This is a genomic window from Flavisolibacter nicotianae (assembly GCF_003628535.1).
Lineage (GTDB): Bacteria > Bacteroidota > Bacteroidia > Chitinophagales > Chitinophagaceae > Flavisolibacter > Flavisolibacter nicotianae.
Map to the genome: position 1 here is coordinate 118,599 of NZ_RBCI01000003.1, position 22,611 is coordinate 141,209.

The 22,611-nt window shown below is 52.2% G+C and carries 18 protein-coding genes; 5 read left to right on the forward strand and 13 right to left on the reverse strand.

The genetic code is table 11. The features are described 5' to 3' along the window. Positions 1-63: 63 nt before the first annotated feature. The 4 genes from D6024_RS08950 to D6024_RS27510 all read right to left on the reverse strand — a co-directional run bounded on the left by D6024_RS08950 (position 64) and on the right by D6024_RS27510 (position 7,439). The gene (locus tag D6024_RS08950) at positions 64-243 is read right to left on the reverse strand and encodes a hypothetical protein (RefSeq protein ID WP_121354277.1); all 180 of its coding nucleotides are present in this window, start codon (positions 241-243) and stop codon (positions 64-66) included. A gap of 258 nt (positions 244-501) precedes the next feature. Next, a complete protein-coding gene (locus D6024_RS08955; protein ID WP_121354278.1) occupies positions 502-1,263 on the reverse strand; it encodes an oxygenase MpaB family protein in 762 nt (253 codons plus the stop codon). Positions 1,264-1,402: 139 nt separating this feature from the next. Then, a complete protein-coding gene (locus D6024_RS08960) occupies positions 1,403-2,419 on the reverse strand; it encodes a PorP/SprF family type IX secretion system membrane protein (protein WP_121354279.1) in 1,017 nt (338 codons plus the stop codon). Positions 2,420-2,639: 220 nt separating this feature from the next. Further along, positions 2,640-7,439: a PKD domain-containing protein gene (locus D6024_RS27510; protein WP_121354280.1), complete on the reverse strand. Its 4,800-nt coding sequence runs from the start codon at positions 7,437-7,439 to the stop codon at positions 2,640-2,642. A 239-nt stretch (positions 7,440-7,678) separates the two neighbouring features. Between D6024_RS27510 and D6024_RS08970 the strand changes: the two genes are divergently transcribed. Beyond that, positions 7,679-8,137, forward strand: a complete 459-nt coding sequence (locus D6024_RS08970) for a CBS domain-containing protein (protein WP_121354281.1) — start codon at positions 7,679-7,681, stop codon at positions 8,135-8,137. Between the two features lie 276 nt (positions 8,138-8,413). Here the strand turns inward: D6024_RS08970 and D6024_RS08975 are convergent, their stop codons facing one another. After that, the gene (locus D6024_RS08975; protein ID WP_121354773.1) at positions 8,414-8,842 is read right to left on the reverse strand and encodes a DUF2141 domain-containing protein; all 429 of its coding nucleotides are present in this window, start codon (positions 8,840-8,842) and stop codon (positions 8,414-8,416) included. A gap of 149 nt (positions 8,843-8,991) precedes the next feature. Between D6024_RS08975 and D6024_RS08980 the strand changes: the two genes are divergently transcribed. From D6024_RS08980 to D6024_RS08990, 3 genes are read left to right on the forward strand one after another with little or no spacing between them, the layout of a single operon-like run. Continuing rightward, complete coding sequence (locus D6024_RS08980; protein WP_121354282.1) at positions 8,992-9,477, forward strand: YkgJ family cysteine cluster protein; 486 nt, start codon at positions 8,992-8,994, stop codon at positions 9,475-9,477. A gap of 52 nt (positions 9,478-9,529) precedes the next feature. Beyond that, positions 9,530-10,186 (forward strand): hypothetical protein, encoded by a 657-nt coding sequence (locus D6024_RS08985; RefSeq protein WP_162944646.1) that lies wholly within the window; start codon positions 9,530-9,532, stop codon positions 10,184-10,186. Positions 10,187-10,223: 37 nt separating this feature from the next. Continuing rightward, complete coding sequence (locus D6024_RS08990; protein WP_121354284.1) at positions 10,224-10,514, forward strand: DUF4242 domain-containing protein; 291 nt, start codon at positions 10,224-10,226, stop codon at positions 10,512-10,514. A gap of 77 nt (positions 10,515-10,591) precedes the next feature. Here the strand turns inward: D6024_RS08990 and D6024_RS08995 are convergent, their stop codons facing one another. The 8 genes from D6024_RS08995 to D6024_RS09030 all read right to left on the reverse strand — a co-directional run bounded on the left by D6024_RS08995 (position 10,592) and on the right by D6024_RS09030 (position 19,472). Continuing rightward, complete coding sequence (locus tag D6024_RS08995) at positions 10,592-11,491, reverse strand: MBL fold metallo-hydrolase (RefSeq protein WP_121354285.1); 900 nt, start codon at positions 11,489-11,491, stop codon at positions 10,592-10,594. Positions 11,492-11,759: 268 nt separating this feature from the next. Continuing rightward, on the reverse strand, positions 11,760-13,001 hold the full coding sequence (locus D6024_RS09000) for an MFS transporter (RefSeq protein WP_121354286.1): 1,242 nt from the start codon (positions 12,999-13,001) through the stop codon (positions 11,760-11,762). A 21-nt stretch (positions 13,002-13,022) separates the two neighbouring features. Next, positions 13,023-13,673 carry a phosphatase PAP2 family protein gene (locus D6024_RS09005; RefSeq protein WP_162944647.1) on the reverse strand — a complete coding sequence of 217 codons (651 nt, stop codon included), beginning with the start codon at positions 13,671-13,673 and terminating at the stop codon, positions 13,023-13,025. Positions 13,674-13,793: 120 nt separating this feature from the next. Next, the gene (locus tag D6024_RS09010) at positions 13,794-15,437 is read right to left on the reverse strand and encodes a T9SS type A sorting domain-containing protein (RefSeq protein WP_162944648.1); all 1,644 of its coding nucleotides are present in this window, start codon (positions 15,435-15,437) and stop codon (positions 13,794-13,796) included. Between the two features lie 414 nt (positions 15,438-15,851). Then, positions 15,852-16,817, reverse strand: coding sequence for a glycosyltransferase family 2 protein (locus tag D6024_RS09015; RefSeq protein ID WP_121354289.1), 966 nt, complete (start codon positions 16,815-16,817; stop codon positions 15,852-15,854). A gap of 275 nt (positions 16,818-17,092) precedes the next feature. Further along, the gene (locus tag D6024_RS09020; protein WP_121354290.1) at positions 17,093-17,767 is read right to left on the reverse strand and encodes a porin family protein; all 675 of its coding nucleotides are present in this window, start codon (positions 17,765-17,767) and stop codon (positions 17,093-17,095) included. Positions 17,768-17,888: 121 nt separating this feature from the next. After that, positions 17,889-18,563, reverse strand: coding sequence for an OmpA family protein (locus tag D6024_RS09025; protein ID WP_121354774.1), 675 nt, complete (start codon positions 18,561-18,563; stop codon positions 17,889-17,891). Between the two features lie 330 nt (positions 18,564-18,893). Then, a complete protein-coding gene (locus D6024_RS09030; RefSeq protein ID WP_121354291.1) occupies positions 18,894-19,472 on the reverse strand; it encodes a hypothetical protein in 579 nt (192 codons plus the stop codon). 167 nt (positions 19,473-19,639) lie between these two features. On the opposite strand from D6024_RS09030, the gene uvrA reads away from it, so the two are divergent. Beyond that, positions 19,640-22,507: an excinuclease ABC subunit UvrA gene (uvrA, locus tag D6024_RS09035; RefSeq protein ID WP_121354775.1), complete on the forward strand. Its 2,868-nt coding sequence runs from the start codon at positions 19,640-19,642 to the stop codon at positions 22,505-22,507. Positions 22,508-22,611 lie beyond the last annotated feature (104 nt).

The following is a 22,611-nucleotide window of genomic DNA, read 5'->3' on the forward strand; positions in this document are numbered from 1 at the left end:
TTGGATATTGTGGTAAGCGCACAGTTCCAATATCCCAATTTCTTAATAACGAAGATCCCTTCTTTACCCCATCGCATGATGAGCGGGCCGCTCTATATGGCCAATTCCTTCGTTGATGGTTTTATAAGCATCATCCGCTGACTCCAATACCCGGTTAGAGGATTTGTTTTTTCGCTGGTAGTAAACAATCAGCCCGGCTATGGCTGTTCCCAGGGCGGTGGCGGTTAGCAACATTTTTTTCATACTGAATAATTTGCCTAACGGATGCAAGCGCCGTACCAGGCGTATGTCTTCTGCTTGTTTTCATGTGGCTAGCAGGATATTGGAAAATTTTCTGCGATCAATATCCCAATATCTTAATATCCCAATATCCAACTATCTCACTCTCGGGTCATGCAAGTGAAAACCGTATTACAGCCAGGTCAGTGTGCCAGTCCTGTTCGTCAACAGGCGTTTTAAGTGAAAGCCAGGTTCAGGAAGGCTTGTGGCAGCAGGTTGTAGCTATGTTGCCACGTCCAGTGCATCGATCTGTTTTTTGTAAGCCTGTGGAAGAAGAAGCAATTTGACGAAGGCATCCAGTTTCAACCATTTGCTTAGTTTGTACAGCGGAACAAGCGGGGATAAAAACGAAAATTTCCGAAACTGCAACAGCCTCGACACGGGTTTCGGCACAACGAGAATCTGCGCTTCTACCAGCAAAGCATACCGCACCAATCCCAGGTGTTTTTTGTACTGCCGGAACAGGTCTTCTGTATAACGGCTCCGGGCAAGGTCGTTATGCATGTGCGCCTGCCGCACGGGCAACCAGTCTTCGTAAGAGGGCGGCAGACCGGGGATCTTCATGCCCTGTCCCACCCGCAGAAAAACATTGTACACCTCTTCTTTTTCTTCCGGCGAGAGTTTTTCTTCCAGTAACTCGTAAGCAGCAATCGAATAGTGGATCAGCATGAACAGCACATCGCGGTAGGCCCAGTCGGGAATCCGAGCACCGCGGGCTTTTTCAACCCCGGCATGGATGGAGGCAATCCGGTCGATCGCTCTTTCCGCTTCGTCTTTGGGTGCAAAGACAATTTGCCTGGCATAAGTTACCGTGGAAAAAAGACGTCCCAGCGGGTCGGAGGGAAGTTTGCTGGTGAAATACAGCCAGTCCACGGCTTTGTTGAGGGCAAATTCAGCCGCTGCACCTGCGAAGATGAAAAGGATGGTGTCGCTTTTGCCCCAGATTTTGCGAACGATGGAGTCCTGTTTAACAAAATTGCTCATACGGTCTGTCGTGTGAACTTACTGCAATCCCCCGGAGTGAAGTTTAAAGGTTCTCTTAAATCAGTTCACCGGTTCCCGAGTTCAACTGTTTACGGGTTAAGAAGAATACAAACTTGTGAACTCGCGAACTGTTGAACTCTTAGAAGTGCGGGCATCGAACGGCGTTGGCGCTGGAATTTTCCCTGTCGAGAAAACCGGCATAGGTGACCGACAGTTCGTATCCGCCGCGGCCATAGCTGGTTGTCGACAGTTTGGAAAGGTTTACGTCATAACTCAGCGAAACCGAGAAAGTACGGTAATCCAGTTGCACGACGGGGATGAAGGCGTCGCCCCAGCGCAAAAAACCACCGGCCCGCAGGATGGCATCGGGAGTGTCGCTGTAAGGGCCCACCTTATAACCAAGCAGCATACCGCTCATCGTTTCCCTGTAGGCTCCCTGGGTGACGAAATCGTTGTAAAACGTCGTGACAAATTCTTCTCCCATGGCAAATTTGGCGTCGGCGCTGAAAACCATTTTCGGCTGTACGGCCACGCTTTCGTTGTTGAAGAACGAATTTTTCGGCCGGTTGAAATGATGATACGCTGCACCGATCACCAGGTTGTTCTCGGGGTTGTCGCTCAGCTGCGTGTTGAAGCTGATGCCGGCACTGCCATCCATGTAACCGTAGCGGGTTTGCAGCAAGGCACTTTCGCCGTCGCCGTGTCCTTCGTAGGTACTGTTGGTAGTCATCTGGCTGCGGTCTACGCTGCGCTGCACATAGCCTCCGGTGAATCCCAGCGACAGGTACATGTTTTTTTCACTGCTCAGCGATTTATGGTAATTCAGGGCCGGCAACACATGCGTGGTGGTGAGGTTGGTGGATCCCGATTTGTCGTGAAACACCTGCAAGCCCACCGTCAGGTAATCATCGCCGGTTACCGGTAATTTGTATTCGGCGTTGAGCGATGTGGTTTTGTACGCATTGGCAATGCTGTTCCATTGCGAGCGGTAAACGGTTTGCACCCGTACGTCGCCGTTGACAATGCCTGCCAGCGCCGGGTTGCGATAGAGCGGCGCTTCAAAAAACTGCGAGAAGTGAATGTCCTGGGAAAAGCTACAAATCGCAAGCGAAATGCTGCAGGCCACAAAGAAGAGTTTCCGGTAAAGTTGTTTCATAAGAAGGATTTGAAGGAATTGGATAGTGGGAATTAGATAGTGGTGATTGAATTCGTTTGTTTCACCTTTTCCTTACGTTTTTCGACAGTTGATCATATGCTATGATTATTTTTTGTGTTCATTTTTGTTTCAATCCATTTTTTAAAAAGCTCCCAATTCCTATTCTCCACTATCTACTATCCAATATCTTAAGCCCTACTATCCCCAAATCTACTCCGCCTTATCGGAGCAGCGTTACATCTCCCTTGAAGGTCAGCACCTCGTTGTTCATGCACACGACCTCGCAGGTATAGATGTAGACGTCGGGGGCCAGCGCCTGGCCCTTGAAGGTGCCGTCCCAGCCGGCCGTTGCGTCGTTGGCGTTGAAGTTCACTTTGGCAAAGACCAACTCACCCCAGCGGTTAAACACCTTCAGCGACTTGATGCTGCTGATCCCTGTGCCCCGCGGATAAAACCGGTCGTTGGTTCCGTCGGTGTTGGGTGAGAACGTGTTTGGAATAAACAGGTTCCCGTTGTTGCAGATCACGTGCACCGTCACGGCCGCCTGGGCCTTGCATCCACCTTCATTCTTTACTTCAATGCTGTATTTTGTTTCCGCCTTCGGTTTGGCAACCGGCGAGGGGCAGGTGGCGCAGCTTAGCGTTTGTGCATTGCTCCAATAATACGATTTGACGTCGGCTGAATAGACCGGGTTCAACTGCAGACTATTGCCTACCTGGAGCGTTTGCACATCCTGCACAGTAACGGTTGGCACAGGCCATACTTTCACGAAGACCGAACCGGTTTCGGTAAAGCAGTTGTAGGCGTCTTTTGCCACTACGGTGTATTGCGTGGACGCTGCCGGTGTCGCCGTCGTGATTCCGGCTGTGGGGTTTTTGATATCCAGCGATGGCGTCCAGGTATAGCGGTCGGCACCAAGGGCAGCCAGGTGAACCGTTTCCCCGGCACAAATCGTGTCGCCTTTGCCAATCGACAGCTTGAAAGGCTGGTGCACCCGTACCACCACCGAGTCGCTTGTGCTGCAACCAAAGCCGTTGGAACCGGTTACGATGTACCGGGTCGAATCGGTTGGTGCGGCCAGCGGGCTATCGCAATCGGTGCAGCTCAGCGAGGGGGCAGCCTGCCAGCGGTAAGTGGCAGCGCCGGTCACTTTCAGTTGCTGAAAACTTCCGCGGCAGATCCAGCGATCGGCCCCGGCATCCGTAGCAGGAGCCGGGTAGAGCTTTACTGCCCTAGTGGCTGTATCACGGCAGCCCTGCTGGTCGGTAACGACAGCGCTGACCATATACCTGCCATCGGCTGCATAGCGCTGCGGCCCGGGGTTTTGCTGTGCGGAAGTATTGCCGTTGGCAAAATCCCATTGCCAATGCAGTTGTGCAGGATTGCCACGGACGACCTGGCTGTTAAAGCTCATTGCTACCGGTGCGCAGGAAGCCGTGTCGCCCCCGATTTTCACGATTGGGCTTGCATAGATTTTTACCGTATCGGTCAGCACGTGCTGGTCCGAACAACCGCTTTGTGTGATTGCCTGCAATTGCACGGAATAGAGTCCGGGCTGTGTATAGCGGTGTTCCGGGTTTGCCGCTGTACTGGTACTGCCGTCGCCAAAATTCCACCGGTAGCCGGTGATCAGGTCATTGCTAACAGTATGGTTGCGGAACGTTACCGTGCCACCATCGCAAAAGCGGGCCTCACCCAGGTCGAAGGAAGTAGTAACGCTTTTCACGCGGATGGTGTCTGTGCCGATGATCGGTACGCTGCAACCCGCCGCATCGGTCAGGATAATCTTTGGAACAAAGTCACCCGCATCGGTATAGGTATGCGAACTCGTTTGCTTGTTACCCGCTTCCGTGGCGCCATCGCTGAAGTCCCAGATAAATGACGCATCGTTTTTCGTGGTGGCATTGAAGGTGACCGTTAGCGGTTTGCAGCCGCTGAGCGGTGCGTAGGTAAAGGAGCCGCTGGGACCTTTTACAACGATCTTTTTGCGCATGGTATCGGTGCACCCGCCGGGGCCTGTTGCAACCAGCGTTGCGTAATACGTTCCGGGGAACGAATAGAAATGCGATGGTGTATCGAGTTGCGATGTGTTGCCATCACCAAAATCCCAGCGGATGCTTTTATAGGCTTTTGACTCATTGGTGAAATGCACCAGCAACGGGGGACAGGTGCCCACGGAGTCGGAAACCGAAAACACTGCTTTTGGAAGCGACACGGTGACCAGGTTGTTTTTGGCCATCGAATCTTTACACCCGTATTGGTCGGTGACCAGCAAGCTGACGGTGTACACGCCGGTAGCCGGGTAAGCGTGCAGGGGGTTGGCCAGCGTGGACTGCCGGCCGTCGCCAAACGACCATTGGTAGATTGGTGAAATGCCGGTGGACGCATTGGTAAACTGCAAGGCTTTGTCGGTGCAGGTGACGGTGTCGCTCACACCGAAAGCGGCAACCGGTTGTGCAATCACCACCGCTGCGTTTTGCCGGCTGCTGTCGCGGCAGCCGAAGTTGTCCTGTACGAAAAGGCTGACCGTGTATGAACCAGCTTTGCCGTAGCTGTGCTGGTAAGGTGCGGAAGCCGTTGAATCAAACTGGCCGTCGCCAAAATTCCAAATCCGTTGAACGATCGGGTGCTGGCCATCGGAAACAGAAGACTCTGTAAAGGTGACGATATTGTCTTTTAAACAGGTGGCTGCAACCTGTGGTTTAAATGACGCCGTGGGACCAAAAACGGTCACTTGCCTTGTGCGGGTGCTGCTGCAACCCAAAAGGTCGGTGACGGTCAGCGTTACTGTAAACGTTCCTGCCTTTGCATACGCATGGCTTGTCCCGTTCACATCCGTGCTGGTGGTTCCGTCGCCAAAATTCCAGTTCCAGTTTTTGATGTTATTGCTGTTGATGCCTGCCGAAGAAAAACGGGCAGCCGTGTTGCGGCAAAGCACAGAGTCGCTGGTTTGAAAATCGGCTTTCTCGTCGATGACCATCACCGTTTGTGTTGTAAAATGTGTACAGGAGCCATTGGTGACGATCAGCTTTACTTGGTACCGGCCGGTGCCTGCATAGACGTGCTCGGGGCTTGGCAGGGTGGAGGTGCTGCCATCGCCGAATTCCCAATACCAGGTTTTTGGTCCTACCGACTGGTCCACGAACTTCTTGGTGAATTTGTTGGCGCAATCATTTTGAACAGCGAAGTGCGCAAACGGCGGATTGACATAGACTGCGTTGGCGAGTGTCAGGGTATCGGGGCAGGTGTTGTTGAAAACGATCAACCGTACATTGTGCCAGCCCGTGTCGCCGTACTGGTGCACCGGGTTTTGTTCCGTGGAGGTACCGCCATCGCCGAATTCCCAGAACCACTGGTCCACACGGCCGGTGCTTTTATCCGTGAAAAATACTTTCTCATAGGGACACACGGTCACCGGCGTGCGGCCAAAGTCGGCATGGGGTTTTTCTCCCGTTCTCACAGCACGGGGCAACACGATCGAGTCGGTACAGCCGGTGGCAGTCGTAAATACCAGGCTGACTGTGTAATTGCCTGCGACACTGTAGGTGTGCGAAGGCGTCGGGCTTGCAGACGTGGTGCCGTCACCGAAGCTCCAGCGATAGGTTGCCAGTGTTTGATTGCCCGAAACGGAAACCGCCGGTGTAATGGTCAGCGGTGTACAGCCGGTCTTTGGCAAACCGCTGATGGTGACCTTTGGCTTTTGCACCTGGATAAAATTCGTTTTGACAATCGTGTCGCTGCAGCCGCCATCATTGGTCACGACCAGGCGAATGGTGTAGTTGCCTTCCTTGGAATAGGTGTGCGTAGGGTTGCTGCCGGTTGCATTGGTGCTGTCGCCAAAATCCCAGGTGTATTGGTAAGGGGTATTACTAGCCGGCGTTGAGAACTGCACGGTGGCCGGCACCGAGCAATATGCTTGTTGCTGCACGGTAAAATCGGCTGACGGTGCAGCGGTAACCGTGACTGTTTTTTTCAGCGTGTCGGCGCAGCTGCCAAAATTGGCGATCAGTTGAACGGTGAACGTACCTGCGGTTGCATAGGTTTTTACCGGATTTAAAACAGTGGATGTAGTGCCGTCGCCAAAATTCCATTGTGCCGTTACCGGTACGGCGGGAGAGGTGCTGGTGAATTGTGCCGGCTTGCCTGCACAAAGCCCCCCATTGGTAAAAGCGGCTTTTGCCGCACCGATTTTGAACAGGTCGGGTTTGACGGCCGTGTCGACGCAGCCTTGCGGGCTGGTGGCAACCAGGCTGACAGAATACGTGCCGTTCGTGCTGTAGGTGTGCGCAGGATTGCTCTCGCTGCTGGTGGCGCCGTCGCCAAAATTCCACAGGAACTGCAGCGGTCCCGGGCCGGTAGTACTGTTGGTGAATTGCACAGTAGCCGGTGCGGGACAGGAGCCTGGGTTGGTATTGGAAAAACCGGCTTTGACTCCATTGGCAATGCTGATGGCCTGCTCTTTTGTAAAGCTTTTACTGCAGCCAAAGGAATTGGTTACCCGCAGCGTGACGGAGTACGTACCGGCGGCCGTATACGTATGCACCGGGTTTTGCTGGTTTGCGATGGTGCCGTCACCAAAATCCCACTGCCAGGAAACCAGGCTGCCGCTACCCGGTGTGCTTTGATCGGAAAAGCTGACCGCCAGCGGAAAGCAGCCGGTGGATTTGTTGAAACGGAAATCAGCGAGGGGATTGTCGTAAACAGTGATGTACCGGCTTTTGACAACGGAATCTTTTCCCTGCGCATTGCTGACGACCAGCTTCACGGTGTAGGTGCCGGGATTGAAATACGTGGCCGACGGGTTTCGCAGGTACGACGTGACGCCGTTACCAAGATCCCACCGCCATTGCGTGGGGCTGCCCGATGAACTGTCGGAAAAATAAATGGCAAGTGGCGAACAGCCAGAAACTGGTGTGGCGGAAAAGGCGGCCCTGATCTGTGCCGACGCGGTGGCGTTCAGGCAAAGAAGAAACAGGAGCACAATAAGAGAACGACGATGGTTTGGCACCAAAGCATTCATAGGATTTAGGCGTTTCGGTTAATTAGGATATTGATATGCGAGGGCAAGATAATATTCGATGCAGGAAATCGGAATATTTCCCGGTGTCTTTTTCGCTTTTCGCAAAAGATGGGGTGATTCTACTTTGTTATCAATCGTAAGATTACGTGCCGGTTTTGTCGCTAATTTCTGGCGCAGTGGACAGGAGATGTCCTAATTTTGGTCGATTGTTTGCTAATTTACTCACCCTAAAGTTTTCTATGCGTACAGTTCAAAACATTCTGGATTCGAAAGCAAAACCATTTAACCAGATCGCACCCGACACCCTGGTCATTGAAGCCCTGAATCTCTTAAATTCTCTCAACCTGAGTTACCTTGTCGTTTTGGACGGCGATCAATACAAAGGCATTTTTTCGGAACGTGACTACAGCCGCAAAGTGATCCTGAAAGGCCGCCACAGCGACAGTACCACCGTGGCGGAAGTGATGAGCACCGATATTCCCGTGATCGGGCTGGAGGACACGGCCGAACACTGCATGAACCTGATGGAGCAGTCAAAATCCCGCTACCTGCTGGCGTTTGACGAAAACAAACGGCTGGCCGGCGTGGTCACAATTCATGATATCCTGCGGCTTGTGCTGAAAGACAAAGGCGAGGTCTTCGACCGCGAAATAGCCGGAAGGCTGGTTGATGAAGATGAAAGCGGTCGCGTATACTAACACAGTGGTTTCCTTGCAATCACCAACATGGCTTCAAAAAAATGCACCAGTCACCTGGTGCATTTTTTTGTGGCGCCTGTCGAAATGGGTTCGTATTTCTCCTAACCGTTTCAGCGCTATAACTGGATATTATGATAGTAAGATATTGATGGCAGAAAATATTCCAATATCCCAATATCTTAATACCCCAATATCTACCTGCCAGGCCACCGTAGTGAAAAGCTATTTGGCTTTAATCTCTTCTATCGACTCACTTTCTGAAATGGACAGGCTTTTCTACAGTAAGTAACGCAGCCTGATGACGAGGGAGGTGTCGGTAGCCGTACCGACGGCAAATTTATTTTCGTCGAAACGCGGTGCGGCAGCAAAGGGCAGTTTGTTTTTGGAGGCGCCATAGCCTTCGGTGGGAATGCCCATAAAGTTGGTATCGAACCGGTTGTTGCTGTTGGCATCGTGGATCACCGAAATGGCGTAAACACCGGCCGGGATGTTGTCAAAAACAGCCGTGGCGGTTTTGTTGGAAATAGTTGTCCGCAGGATGCGCAGCGGCGTGCCTTTCCCTGCAAATCCTTTTGCATTGTCGAAAAGACATACGAGACAAAGACCATTGTTGTTGTTGAAATCCGTTACCTGCACAGTAATCTTAGCCTGCGAAAACGACGCAAGCGGAACAGCGAGCAGCAGGAGGATGAACAAACTCTTCATACAGTACCGGGACAAAAGTGCAACGGAAAGTACGGAAACCGGCCGGTTTCGTTTTTTTTATCCTTTTCTTAAGTGGTGTTTGCGGTTGGCGCGGACTGCAGGCGCATCTTTAGCCAGCCGTTAACGTCTGATTTCGGTTCTTTGCAGCCATGTCGGCCGATCCCCTCCATAACTGGCAAAAGCGGAGCAAGGACAAGCAAAAGCTCCTGAAAAATTTTTTGGCAAAAGCCGATAAGAATAAAGTCCTGAAACAGCTTCCCGCTTTGCACGAAGAAGCATTCGAAAAGATCGATTGCCTGCAGTGCGCTGCCTGCTGCAAAAACTATTCACCCCGCTTCAAAACGCCGGATGTTAAGCGTATCAGCAAACACCTGGGCCTGAAGGAAAGCGCTTTTATTGAAACCTATCTGCGGGTGGATGAAGACGGGGATTTTGTGGTGAAAACATCGCCCTGTCCATTCCTGGGTGCCGACAACTTCTGCTCCATCTATGACGTGCGTCCATCCGATTGTTCCCGCTTTCCCTATACCGATGAAGATGTGATCGTCAAGCGCCAAAGCCTGACGATGAAAAATGCCACGTTTTGTCCCATCACGTTTTACGTGCTGGAAAAGCTGGAACAGCAACTGCGATGATCGGCATTGCATGCCTTTTGTTGTTTTCCGAAAATTTTCCTTTTTTACCGGGATGAATGCACGAACCGCCTTCCCTTTTTTTGCACTCGTTTGCCTGCTGAATCTTTCCTGTACTGCCGACTATTTTCACACGGCAAACGATGTATATCAAACCAGGGCTACCGTTTACCTGAAGAACGGTACTCAAAAGAATGGTGCACTGACCATCCAGTTGGAAAACGGTGTGGAAGCAAATCCGACCGCCATTTCACTCGTCGCCGCCGGCAGCCAGGAAGTGGAATACCTGGAGTTTGCGGATATCGATGCGTATGTTGTCAATGGAAGTACTTATCTGCCCAAATACGTCAACCTGTACACGGCCGGGATCAACCACGGATTGTTCGTGAAACGACTTTCTGATTCTGCGTCAAAAATGCAGTTGTTCGAGCTGAAGCAAAGGCACAAGAGCAGCGATACCGGCGAGGAGAGAAGCCTTTATTTTATTTCAGTGCCTTCTCATTCGGCAACGGAGTTGATTGAGCTGCACAGTGCCCTGCTTGTGCCTTCGTTTGAAACGAAAATGAGCGCCTTCGTTGCCGACTGTCCCGCACTGGCAACAAAAATTAAAAACAAGGGAAACGGCTATTTCTACAATTTCATGACTCCCGAATTTAAAAAGATCGAAGTGGTGAAACGGATTATCCGGGAATACGAAGTTTGTACCAGGTGAAATAATTTCAGTAATTTCTGTCTCTAAAACCACGCTTATGCCACGTTATGTTATTGAACGGGAATTGCCCGGTGCCGGCAATCTATCTCAACAGGATCTGCAGGCAATTTCACAAAAGTCCTGCGGTGTCCTCGATACGCTTGGGCCCAAAATTCAGTGGGTAGAAAGTTATGTCACGGATGACAAAATTTACTGCATCTACCAGGCGCCCAACAAAGAGATTATTCAGCAGCATGCCGAAATGGGCGGCTTCCCGGCCAATCGCATCGAAGAGATCCGCAACGTGATCAGCCCTGTGACGGCGGAAACGGAAGCAGCAACAGTTTGATCGCAAAACCAAAATGCAAAACGGCTGAAAGCAGGAATGCTTTCAGCCGTTTGGTTTGGGTATATTTCTTTATCGTATCAGGCTGCGGTCAGTTCTTCGTACGCGGCGGTCAACGGCCGGTCGATGCCCTGGCCCGTCCATTCGGTTACGCCGGGAATCGCGGTGTTCTTAATGAATTCTTCCTTGCTCACACCCCGCCTGATCTCCGTTTCGGCGAATTTCAAAACCTTGTCCAGGTAATCCTGGAATTTTTTCAGGTCTTCGGCTGTTCCGGTTTCTTCGCCGGCGTTGAGTGCGTGGCCAAAAACAAAAGCCGTGTCTTTGCCCGCTTTCTTCTGCACGGTTTCCAGTACGGTCATCCAGTTGCGCATGCTGGCGCCGGCCGACCGGTCCACAAAGGGATGGCGCTTGTTGAACACCAGGTCACCCATGTGCATGATATTGGCTTTTTCAAAATGATAAACCGCATCGCCGTTGGTGTGGCCCGGTCCAAAATAATAGCCCGTCAGTTTTTCGTCGCCCAGCTTCAGTTTCAGTTTGTCGTCGAATGTCTGGTCGGGGTAAAGTTGCTTGTCAACCGTTTTTTGTTTTTCGGCTGCAGCGGTTTGGTTGACCAGCGAGTTGCGGTGCGCCACCACGTGTTCGGCAAGTCCTTTAAAAGCAATGTTGCCCGAGGTGTGATCGCCATGGTGATGTGTGTTGAGTAAATAGCGGAAGGGCGTTGTGTTTTGCTTTTTCAATTCGTCGATCAGGTGTGGTGCCGTGTCGGCAAACTGTGAGTCGATGACAAGGATGCCATCGTTGGAGAGCAGGAAGCCGATGGTGCCGCCACGTTCTGTAAAGATGCCGACGTTGTTGCGCAGCATTTTGATGTTGAAGTCGGATGTTCTGAAAAAGGCGGCAAGGGCTTTCTGTTGAAACAGCAGGGAAGCGCCGGCAAGAACGCCGGACTGAAGGAGGAAGTTTCGTCTGTGCATGAAGATGATTTTGGTTGGTCAATTTACGTTTTTTTACCGGGGAGAATAAGGAACGCAGGGCTTTCGCAAAGAGGATTTGTTTGGCCCGGATTTTAACGGATCAGTACTTCTGTGTTCTTCCATGCGATCTCTGAGAGAAATATCCCTGCTGCATAGAATTCCTGAACGCAGAAGTGTGCGACGCAACGAAAGCTTACGAGCGGCACAACAGCTGGGTCCCTAAAAATCTTTCTTTGCAGGTGCTTCGCCGGTTCTCTGCGCAACAACCTCAGTATTCAAACTTTCGCAGGGCCGGTGCCTTCAGCCAGTTGATGATCACGACCACCAGCGTCATGGTGCCGCCAAAGAGAACAGCCGGCACGGCGCCGCCGAGAAGCTTTGCGGTGAAGCCGCTTTCGAACTGTCCCAGTTCGTTGGAAGAGTTGATGAACATCGAATTCACGGAACTGACACGGCCCCGCATTTCGTCGGGTGTGGTGAGTTGCAATACGGTGCTCCGGATGACCACGCTGATTCCATCCAGCATACCGGCGATCATCAGTGCGGCAAACGAAAGCCAATAGAGGCGGCTGAGACCGAAAATGATGATGCAGAGGCCAAATCCGCCTACCGCATAAAACAGTTTGTAGCCCTGCCTGCGGGAGATAGGCGACAGTGTCAGCGAAAAAATCATGATAACAGAACCAATGTCCATGGCGGCATTGAGCCAGCCAAAGCCCACCGGGCCAACGTGCAAAACGCGGTCGGCAAATTCCGGGATCAGGGCAACGGCGCCGCCAAACAGCACGGCAAACAGGTCGAGTGAAATGGCGCCGAGCAAGACCTTATGGCTGAATACAAAGCGGATGCCTTCCTTCACGCTGTCCCAGGTTTTTGTGGTTAAATTGGTGACGACGACCGGTTTCTTTTCAATGCGGGAAAGCGCCAGCGATGCGGTAAAGGCAAGAAAAAAAATGACCGTGAAGGTATAGTGCGCCCCGATGCCGGCGATCAGGAAACCGGCCGATGCATGTCCCAGGATCGACGCGGTCAGCCAGGAGGTTGACGACAGCGAGGCCGCGAAGCGCAGCACGTCCTTGGGAACCAGTTGCGCAATGATCGCGTTTGACGTTGGCCCCGCAAAGGCCCGGATGACACCGGAAAAAAAGATGATGACGTAAAAACAAAGCGCCGTGTTGGCGGTGCTCAGCCGGCTTTGCACCCAGGCCGACGTGACAAAGACCAGGGCCGCAATACACACCGAATAGGAAAGGATCCCCCGCAGCAGGAGCGTTCGTTTGTCGGACCGGTCGATGATGTGACCGGCATAAAGGGCCAGCGAAAAAACAGGAATGAACTCCGACAGGCCGACAATGCCAATGGAGAACGAACTGCGGGTAAGATGGAACAACTGGTAGGCAACCACCGTCGCGACCATGCGCAGGGCCATGGTGTAGAAAAAGCGGCAGAAAAGGAACCAGCGGAATTCTTTATGGTTGAGGGGTGTTAAGCTCTGACGTTGAAACTGCATGGCGGTGCAAAGATGGGGAACTTACGGAGATGCTTCGGTTCTTTTGGCCTTTTTCTTCCGGCGCCAGGCATCGTAAATCACCAGCGCCAGGTAGGCCGACACCGTACCGATAACAATGCCTGCCAGCACATCAGTGGCGAAATGCTGCGCCAGGTAAACCCGCGAATAACCAACCAGGAAGGCCAGCAGGGGAAAGACATAAATGGCAAACTCTCGCCGAACCAGAAAAGCCAGGAGCAGGGCAAACGTAAAGGCCGTGCTGGTATGCCCCGAAGGAAAACTGTTGACATAATTGTCGCGGCCGGCCATCAGCGGAACAGCACGGGCCAGGTCGTGAAGCACACGGAGAGGTCGTGGTGCTTCCGCAAAGATCACCCGCTTGCCGAGGTGCGTGAGCAGGGTGCAGATGAGCAGCGATGCCAGTACCGCGATGAAAAAATCCCGCCGGTAAACCAGTACATACAAAAAAAGCGGGATCCAGATCAGTCCATCACCCAGGTAGGTGACGTAGTTAAAAAAATAATCGGCCTGCAAGGAGTAGTGCCCGTTAATCATCAGGAAGGATTGATCCTTTCCGTAGATGGCCACAAATACCGCGAGCAGGAGCGCAATGCCCAGGCTGAAAAAAACGGCTGTCCGGAAATGACGGTATTCTTCGTTCTGCAATTTCATAGAAAAGGTCAAAGGTAGGCGAAGGCACGAGCCGGTGCGGCAGCAAGGTTGTGTAGGCACAGGCAATAAAAAACTCCCAACAGGCGGTTGGGAGTTGTGGTTTAAAAAAGAGAGGTAAGCTTACTGGATAATGACCTTGGTGGTTTGCACAGTTTTGTCGCTGACCACGCGGATGATATAGAGGCCTTTGGCCTTGTTGGAAAGGTTCATCTCCACGGTGCGGGTTTGTTCGGCATTCACCCGCTTTTGCTCCACCACCACGCCGCGGCTGTCAAGGACCTGCAGGTGGACGGCAGAGGAAGCGAACCGTTGCAGCTGCACCTGGAACTGCCCGTGGCTCGGGTTGGGATAGGCCACCACCAGCGGGGTTGCCCTTTCTGCAGTCTGCTGGTCCCTGCCTTTGACAAAGGGTACCCGGATCTCACAGGGTCCTACCAGTTTCACCATTCTTTGCACGGGATCCGACTGGCAACCCGTGGCGTCTTTGAGCCGCAAGGTATAGGTACCAGGCATCAGTCCCTGGAAGGAATAGCCCGTCGCTGGTCCCTCTACGTAGGTCGCGCCGCCGTCGATGGAGTACTGGAACGGTGCGGTGCCCGAAGTGGGAATAATGGTGATCAGGCCGGGACTGCCGCAGAAGGCGTCCAGCACAATGGTCAAATCGTTGCGGAAGGTGGGTGGAGTGCAGTGCGTGCACGGATATAACACCCTCACTTCTTTTGTCACGACAGCCGACTCACAGCCACCGGCGTCTTTGAGGCGCAACCGGTACGTGCCCGCTGCCAGGCCCTGGAAGGAATAACCGGTCGAGGGACCTTCAACATACGTTGTACCCCCATCGATGGAATACTGGAACGGTGCCGTACCCGAAGTGGGAATGATGGTGATCAGCCCGTCGTTGCCACACTCGCTTGCATCCAGCACAATCGTCAAATCGTTGCGGAAGGTGGGTGGAGTGCAGGTGGCTAAGGGCTCACCATAAATAAAATCATCCATCACAACCAGGTCTGTTGAAGGAAGATTTTCAATAACACCGGCACCCAAAGCAGCATTGCCTGCCGTGATTCGTACCCGTGCGATCATCGGTACCGGGTACGATACACCCAGAAAGGAAAAAGTTTCGTTGCCAGGGGCAGAAGGCACCTGGAATGTACCCAGCGAATTGTTGTTCCGGTCGAAAAGCTGGATGCTGGTTGAATTGGAAAGATCAACATCCGAAAAAACAACGCCAAAGCCGCGTGTCAGCGCCGGCGTAGCGGTGCCGGCCACAAAGAAGTTTACATCCATTATGTTGCTGTTCAGGGCGGTAAAGAGACGCAGTGGCGAAAAGGGGGCGAAGAGCGTTGGATAGGTTGGATTGATGGTACCAAATTCGGGTGGGGCAACCGCCGGGTTGGCGCTGACCTGGAAACCCGTTCCCGGCGTGGAAAAAACAACGCCCCGCGGCGAGTTGACATTGAAAAAGTTGGCGGGAAGGTTGTTGGGTGCCGACAGGGCATCGGGCACGCCGTCCCAGTTGATTTCGCGTCTGACACCGCCAAAGCTCCCGTTTGCTCCGGCTACAACGCCGCCTCCAAGTTCAGCTCTGAACTGGTCGCGGGCAGGTGTGATGGCGGCTGCCGAAGGCCCGGCTGCGATTGTTACCACCTGGCTGAAAACAGCGGCTGGCAGCAGGGAGAAGACCATGTAAAAGACGAGGCAGAAGATGACCGTGTGCGGCTGCAAATGCCGCTTCTCGGGGAACGATTGTAAAGCAGATTTCATATTGAAGGTTTTGTGTTTTGAGATGTAAGGAAGGCAGGAAAACGAAGGTGCAAACCCGGGAGGCGAGTGGCAGGCTGGCGCCGAGGATGCAACGGGCAGGCCGCTTTTGATGCAACACATCATATCCATAGTCAGTTCATTAAATGATGAATGGATATCAGATTTGCTTTTGGTATTTTTCGGGTAGGTAAGTGCGTGAAAGAAGAACAGCTTTAAATTAAGCAATCCCGTGAAGACTGCCAAGCAATAACGGCCGTGCGCAGACTTACATCCCAAACAGATTAACCGTTGTGCAGGAAATGAAATGTTTGTCAGCAGAAACTAGTGAGTAGGAGTTGCTGGCGTTACTGTTTTATCAAATGACGTTTGTCAGGATTGGCAACAACAAAATTTGTGAAGGCACCAGCTACCCGGTTAGACCGTGATCTCCAGTGTTGCAGGTGTTTTTTCTTTTTGATAAACCTTCCGGACCTGGTAGGTTTTTTTGCTTTGCGATTCGTAGTAGGTGCGAACCGCAATTTCCGCCAGGATACCGATCGTAATCAACTGAATGCCGCCCAGCAAAAAAATCAGTCCGAGGATCAGCATTGGCTTTCCCCAGATGTCATGGCCGAGAATCTTCAACACCAGCAGGTAGGCATTGATCAGGATTCCAAGACCAAGCGAAATAAAGCCGATGGTGCCAAACAGGTGCATCGGCTTTTGCATATAGCGGCGGAAAAAAACCATTAGCACCAGGTCGGACAGAACGCGGAAGGTGCGGCCGATGCCGTATTTGCTTTTCCCGAATTTTCGCGGGTGGTGTTTCACATCCACCTGCGTAATGCGGGCTCCCTGCAGCTTGGCCAGCACCGGGATAAAGCGGTGCAATTCGCCGTAGAGGCCCAGGTCTTCGGCAATTTCTTTTTTGAAAATTTTCAGTGTACAGCCATAGTCCTTGATGTAAACGCCTGTCAGCCGGCGGATAAGCGCATTGGCAATTTTACTCGGGATTTTGCGCAGCACCATGCCGTCTTTCCGGTTTTTGCGGTTGCCGGCAACCACGTCCCAGTCTTCGCGTTTCAGCAGGTCGAGCATGAACGGGATATCGGTTGGGTCATTTTGCAGGTCGCCGTCAAGCAGCGCCACATAGGTTCCGGTTGCATGGTCGATGCCCGCTGTCATAGCGGTACTTTGGCCGTAGTTCTTGCGCAGCTCTACGAGCACCGTCCTGTCATCGGCATTTTCCACGATGCGTTTGCGGGTTTGATCCGAAGAGCCGTCATCAACCAGGATCAGTTCATAATCAAAATCCACCAGGGCACTGCGCACCGCGTCGAGAAGAGGCTTGATATTGTCCTCTTCATTCATCACCGGGATGACAAGCGAAAGTTCTTTCATACAAGCCGCAAAAGTAAGTGATTGGCTACAGATAGGATCCCGGCAGGAGGTTCAGAACGTTAACGGAAGGTTGAAGTTGTGCCAGTCATTTTGCCCTATTCTGCGCTGCGGTACTGCTAACAGAGTGGCCTGTTTCATTTTGCTGCATGATGCCCGCCAGGGAACGAAATGAGCGACTTCCCCGAAAGCAGCGGTTTCTGGCCACGCAAAATGCAGTTGTCCGATACAAAAAAGCTGCCCCAGTGGGACAGCTTTTCAAGTCACGTTTGCCTGCTTTAAAACCGGTAGCCCAGGGAAAGGCCAAAGCCGGTGTTGCGGTACCGCGTTTTGTCGGATGTGTTGTCGCTGCCGGTATCCGGGTTGATGTCTTTCAGGCCCAGTTGCGCTTTCAGGTTCAGCGAAAGCTTGTTTGCAAATTCATAACCGGCCATGAAGTTGGCCCCTGCATCGGTCTTGCGCAATTGCACGGTGTTGCCCGGCACGGTGCCGTCGTATTTGTCTTTGTAAACCACGCTGGCCGAGCTGCCATCCGGGTTGGTAACGTTGCCGCCAAGACCAATACCCAAATAAGGTCCAAAGCCCAGCATAAAATTGCCTGTTCCCAAAACGGGTTTGTACACAAGGCTAAGCGGGATGTCCAGGTAGTTTAAGGTCGTCTTGATACCGCCTTGCGTTTCGCTTCCTTTCTGGGTAAAGTCAACGCCGGGTTGCACGTAAACACCACCACCCAGCGGGATGGCCACATCCACGCCGCCACTGAAACCCGTGTGCAGTTTGTTGTTCAATTCCGTTCCATTGGCTGTTTTCCCGTTAATGTTGTACATATTGGCGCCGGCATGAATTCCCACGGTGGTCCCGGTTTCTTTTGTCATCGACACTGATTTTTGCTGGGCTGTCGCCGTCAAAATCAAGGCGCTCAAGGCACCTGCTGTCATCACGATTTTTTTCATAGCTTTTACTTGTTTACGATTGTTGGTTTGTATTCTTTAGTGATGTCCGTGGGACAGGCCATGGCCTGTCCCTGCTTGTTTTTACTTCGATCGTCGATATTCCTCGTCCATCTGCTGTTCGCTAGCGTTTGCTTGCTTCCCGCTTTGCATCCGCTTTCATTTTTTCGTTGGCCGTGATCACGAATTCAACGCGGCGGTTTTGCGACCGGCCATCCTCGGTGTCGTTGCTGGCAATGGGATCGCTTTCGCCCATGCCTTTGGCGGATAAGCGGCTGCCCGCGATGCTGCGTGTGCGCAAATAACCAATGACGGCATTGGCCCTACGTTCGGAAAGCGCCTGGTTGTACGAATCGGTTCCCTTGCTGTCTGTGTGTCCAATCACTTCGATGTTGGTGTCGGGATAGTGGTTGAGCACATTCACTAGTTTGTCCAGATTTCTTTGGGCGCTGCTACCCAGGTCTGCGCTGTTAAAGGCAAACAGGACTTTCTCTTTAAACTTGATAACGATGCCTTCTCCCTCCCTGCGCACTTCCGCATCACCGAGAACCTTTTTCATTTCTTCGGCCTGCTGGTCCATCTTCTTGCCGATAATGGCGCCGGCCACACCGCCTACGGTTGCACCAATGATGGCACCCATGGCCGTGTTGCCTGTTGCCTTGCCAATGACAGCGCCTATGGCGCCACCGCCGGCAGCGCCGATCACCGCACCTTTTTGACTGCGGCTGGCTGTTTTACATCCTGAAAGCAGCATTCCGAAAAGAGCAGTTGCCAGCGTAAGATTTCTGATAGTTTTCATGGTCGTTCTTTGGCCGGAAAGATTTCCAAACACCATACCACTCAACAAGTAAAATCTGCCGGTGCAAAGGGTTTTTTAGAAAGCTTTAAGAGAATGTGAATAAATCGCAGGTTACCAACAGGGAGGTGAACGGTCGGGGAATGAATCATGAAAAAGGAGTAATGAGTAAGAGATCTTTTCATTCACCACGTATTGCTTGTCTGGCGCAGGAAAGAAAATTTATTTCTGGATTCGCTTTTCCTGCAAGAGCAGGGTAAGGAATGGATTGCACAAGCGGAAATAAAAAAAGGGGCTGCGACTGCAAGCCCCCCAGGTGGTTCTTCGCATAGGCTATTGTTGCGGTGTCGCAGGTGTTGCAACAGCAGCATCAGCTTTTGCTCCGGTATACAGAAAGCCTTTGTTTTTTTTTGAAGAGGCAGTCAGCACCGAGGTTGGATCCGCATCATTAAACGAGCGACCCAGAACGATGGTCAGTTCGTTGGTGTCGGGATTCACATAGAGTGTTCCTTCACTGATTGCTTTTCCGCCTTCGGTTGTTTGTGCCGGGATTTTATAGGTTGACGGCGCTTTTTTCATCAGGGCTTTGAACTTGCCTTGCGGCAGACCTTCTACCCATACAATGCCTTTGTTTGTTTCATCCAGCGCGATGGTTACACTGCCAGTGGATGAACCGGCTGCATTGAAGGTTCCGACTGCAGGGAAAATGAGGGCTGCTGTCAGCGTTTCGCTGGTCACCCCTTGCAGGCGTTCCGGGTGTGCTACATAAGCTTTTCCAATACTGGTATCAGCCAGGACGGTGCTATTGGCAGCGGTGTCATTTACAGGTTGGGTTTGTACAGGCGTCGTTGTTTGTGCATTGGTGACAACGCCAACGAATAGCGCCAGGGCCACAAGGGCTGTGTTTTTCATATGTCTAATTTTTAGGGTTGAAAAAGGTGTTTGCCCTACTTACATAAAACTGTGCCAGAAAAGAAGAAAAGGTTAAAAACGTTCAATTTTTTTCGTTCGTGCCGAACCGGGTCCGGTGCAGGGAAACCCTTGCGTATCTTCGCTTTCCCCGATTGGAGAAGCTTTACATGAAAAAAACAAATGGCACGCCTGTGAACGGCAATCCGGAAGAAGAGTTTATTGAGGTATTTGGCGCCAAAGAGCACAACCTGAAGAACGTCGATATTTCCATTCCGAAAAATAAATTGGTGGTTATCACCGGGATCAGCGGCAGCGGTAAAAGTTCGCTGGCCTTCGATACCATTTTTGCAGAAGGACAACGCCGCTACATGGAAACCTTTGGCGCTTATGCCCGCCAGTTTATGGGCGAGATGGAACGTCCCGACGTGGATAAGATCACCGGGCTTTCACCCGTGATTTCCATCGAGCAAAAGACCACGAATAAAAACCCGCGTTCTACCGTCGGCACGGTTACCGAGATCTACGATTTCCTGCGCCTGCTTTTTGCGCGGGCCAGCGAAGCCTATTCGTACAATACCGGGAAAAAAATGGTGCGCTGGAGCGAAGACGAGATTGTGAACAATATCATGGTGCGGTTCAACGGCGCCAAGATTTCCCTGCTGGCACCACTGGTACGTGGCCGTAAAGGCCATTACCGCGAACTCTTCGAGGAAGTGCGGAAAAAAGGATTCCTGAAAGTGCGTGTAGATGGTGAGATCAAGGACCTGGCGCCGAAGATGCAGGTTGACCGCTATAAAATTCACGACATCGAGCTGGTGGTGGACCGCCTGAAGGTGACCAAAGACATGCGCACCCGCATCAGCCAGAGCGTGCAGCAATCGCTGAAGCTTGGCAAGGACCTGATGTTTGTCGTGGCGGAAGACGGGAAAGGAGAGGCAACCTATTCGAAAGCGCTGATGTGCGAAGACACCGGCCTGTCGTACGAAGAGCCCTCACCCAATTCCTTTTCCTTTAACTCGCCGTACGGTGCCTGCCCAACCTGCAAGGGACTCGGACAGGTTTATACGGTCGACATGAAGGCGATCATTCCCGACGAGAGTTTAAGCATCAACGAAGGCGGTATTGCGCCGCTGGGCGGCGAGAGGGAAGCCTATGTCTTCCGGCAGGTGCAGCAACTGGCCCGCAAGGAAAAATTCAGCCTCGACAAACCAGTAAGTGAGTTGTCGCCAAAAGCACTCAACCTGGTTTTGTTTGGCAAGGCCGAAGGCGGTTCGGAAGAAGACCTGCAGTACGACGATGAAGAGCTCAACGACACGGTGTACAGCGGCGAATTTGAAGGCGTGGTGAACCAGGTCAAACGGTGGTTTGCGACCAGCACCAGTGAAGCCATCCAGCGCTGGGCGGAAGGCTTTATGGAACTGACCACCTGCAAAACCTGCAACGGTACAAGGCTGAAAAAAGAAAGCCTGTGGTTCAAGGTGGATCAGAAGAACATTGCGGAGCTGAGCAACATGGACCTGACCGAGTTGCGGCAGTGGTTCACCGGCATCGAAAAGCGGCTAAGTGAAAAACAAAATGTGATCGCCAAAGAAATCAATAAAGAGATCCGCGACCGCCTGCAGTTTTTGCTGGATGTCGGCTTAACCTACCTGACCCTGAACAGGGCAACCCGGACACTGAGCGGCGGCGAATCACAACGCATTCGCCTGGCAACGCAGATCGGGTCGCAGCTGCAGGGGATTACCTATATCCTCGACGAACCATCGATCGGTTTGCACCAGCGCGACAACCATCGCCTCATCACAGCCCTGAAAAACCTGCGGGATATCGGCAACTCGGTGCTCGTGGTCGAACACGATAAAGACATTATGCTGGCTTCCGATCACCTGATCGATGTGGGGCCCAAAGCTGGTTATCATGGTGGACGGATCATGGCACAGGGCACCCCGGGGGAAGTGCTTCAAAAAGATACACTCACGGCCCATTTCCTCAATGGCGAAAGAGAGATCGCGGTTCCGGACGAACGCAGAAAGGGAAACGGTAAAACCATCGAGATCAAAGGTGCCGGCGGCAATAATCTGAAGAACGTCAACGTAAAATTTCCGCTGGGAAAATTGATTGTTGTAACCGGTGTTAGCGGCAGCGGAAAATCAACCCTCATCAACGAAACGCTTTACCCGTTGCTGTCGACGCATTGCTACAACAGCAAGATGACACCGATGCCGTATAAATCGGTAAAAGGGCTGGATGAAATTGACAAGGTGATCGAGATTGACCAATCACCGATCGGCCGTACACCGCGAAGCAACCCGGCAACGTATTGCGGGTTTTTTACCGAGATCAGGACTTTGTTTGCATCGATCCCGGAAGCCAAGATCCGCGGCTACAATGCCGGCCGTTTTTCGTTTAACGTAAAAAGTGGTCGTTGCGACATGTGCGAGGGCAGCGGCCTGCGCACCATCGAAATGAATTTCCTGCCCGATGTGTATGTGCATTGCGAAAAATGCAACGGCAAACGCTACAACCGCGAGACGCTTGAGATCCGGTACAAGGGTAAGTCAATCGCCGATGTGCTGGATATGACGGTGGAAGAAGCGGTCGAGTTTTTCCAGGCCGTTCCTTTTATTCACCGCAAGATCAAAGTGCTGGAAGACGTTGGCCTGGGATATATCACGCTGGGACAGTCAGCCGTTACATTGAGCGGGGGAGAAGCCCAACGGGTGAAACTGGCAACGGAACTGGCCAAACGCGACACGGGCAAAACCTTTTACATTCTCGATGAACCGACGACCGGCCTTCACTTTGAAGATATCCATCACCTGCTCGAAGTGCTGAATAAACTGGTGGACAGGGGAAATACGGTGCTGGTGATCGAACACAATATGGACGTGATCAAGGTGGCCGATCATATCATCGATCTCGGCCCGGAAGGCGGATCGGGCGGCGGGAAAATTTTGTTTGAAGGCACACCGGAAGAATTGCTGAAAGTAAAGGAAAGCTTCACCGGGCAGTTTTTGAAAGAGGAGCTGAAGTAAGAGAAAAAGCCCTCCCTGCCTGCGTTCAATAAATGAGGTAACTATAGAAAGTGATCGTGGTTCTGAAACGGCGGTTTCCCCGGTAGGAGAAACCGCCGTTTTGT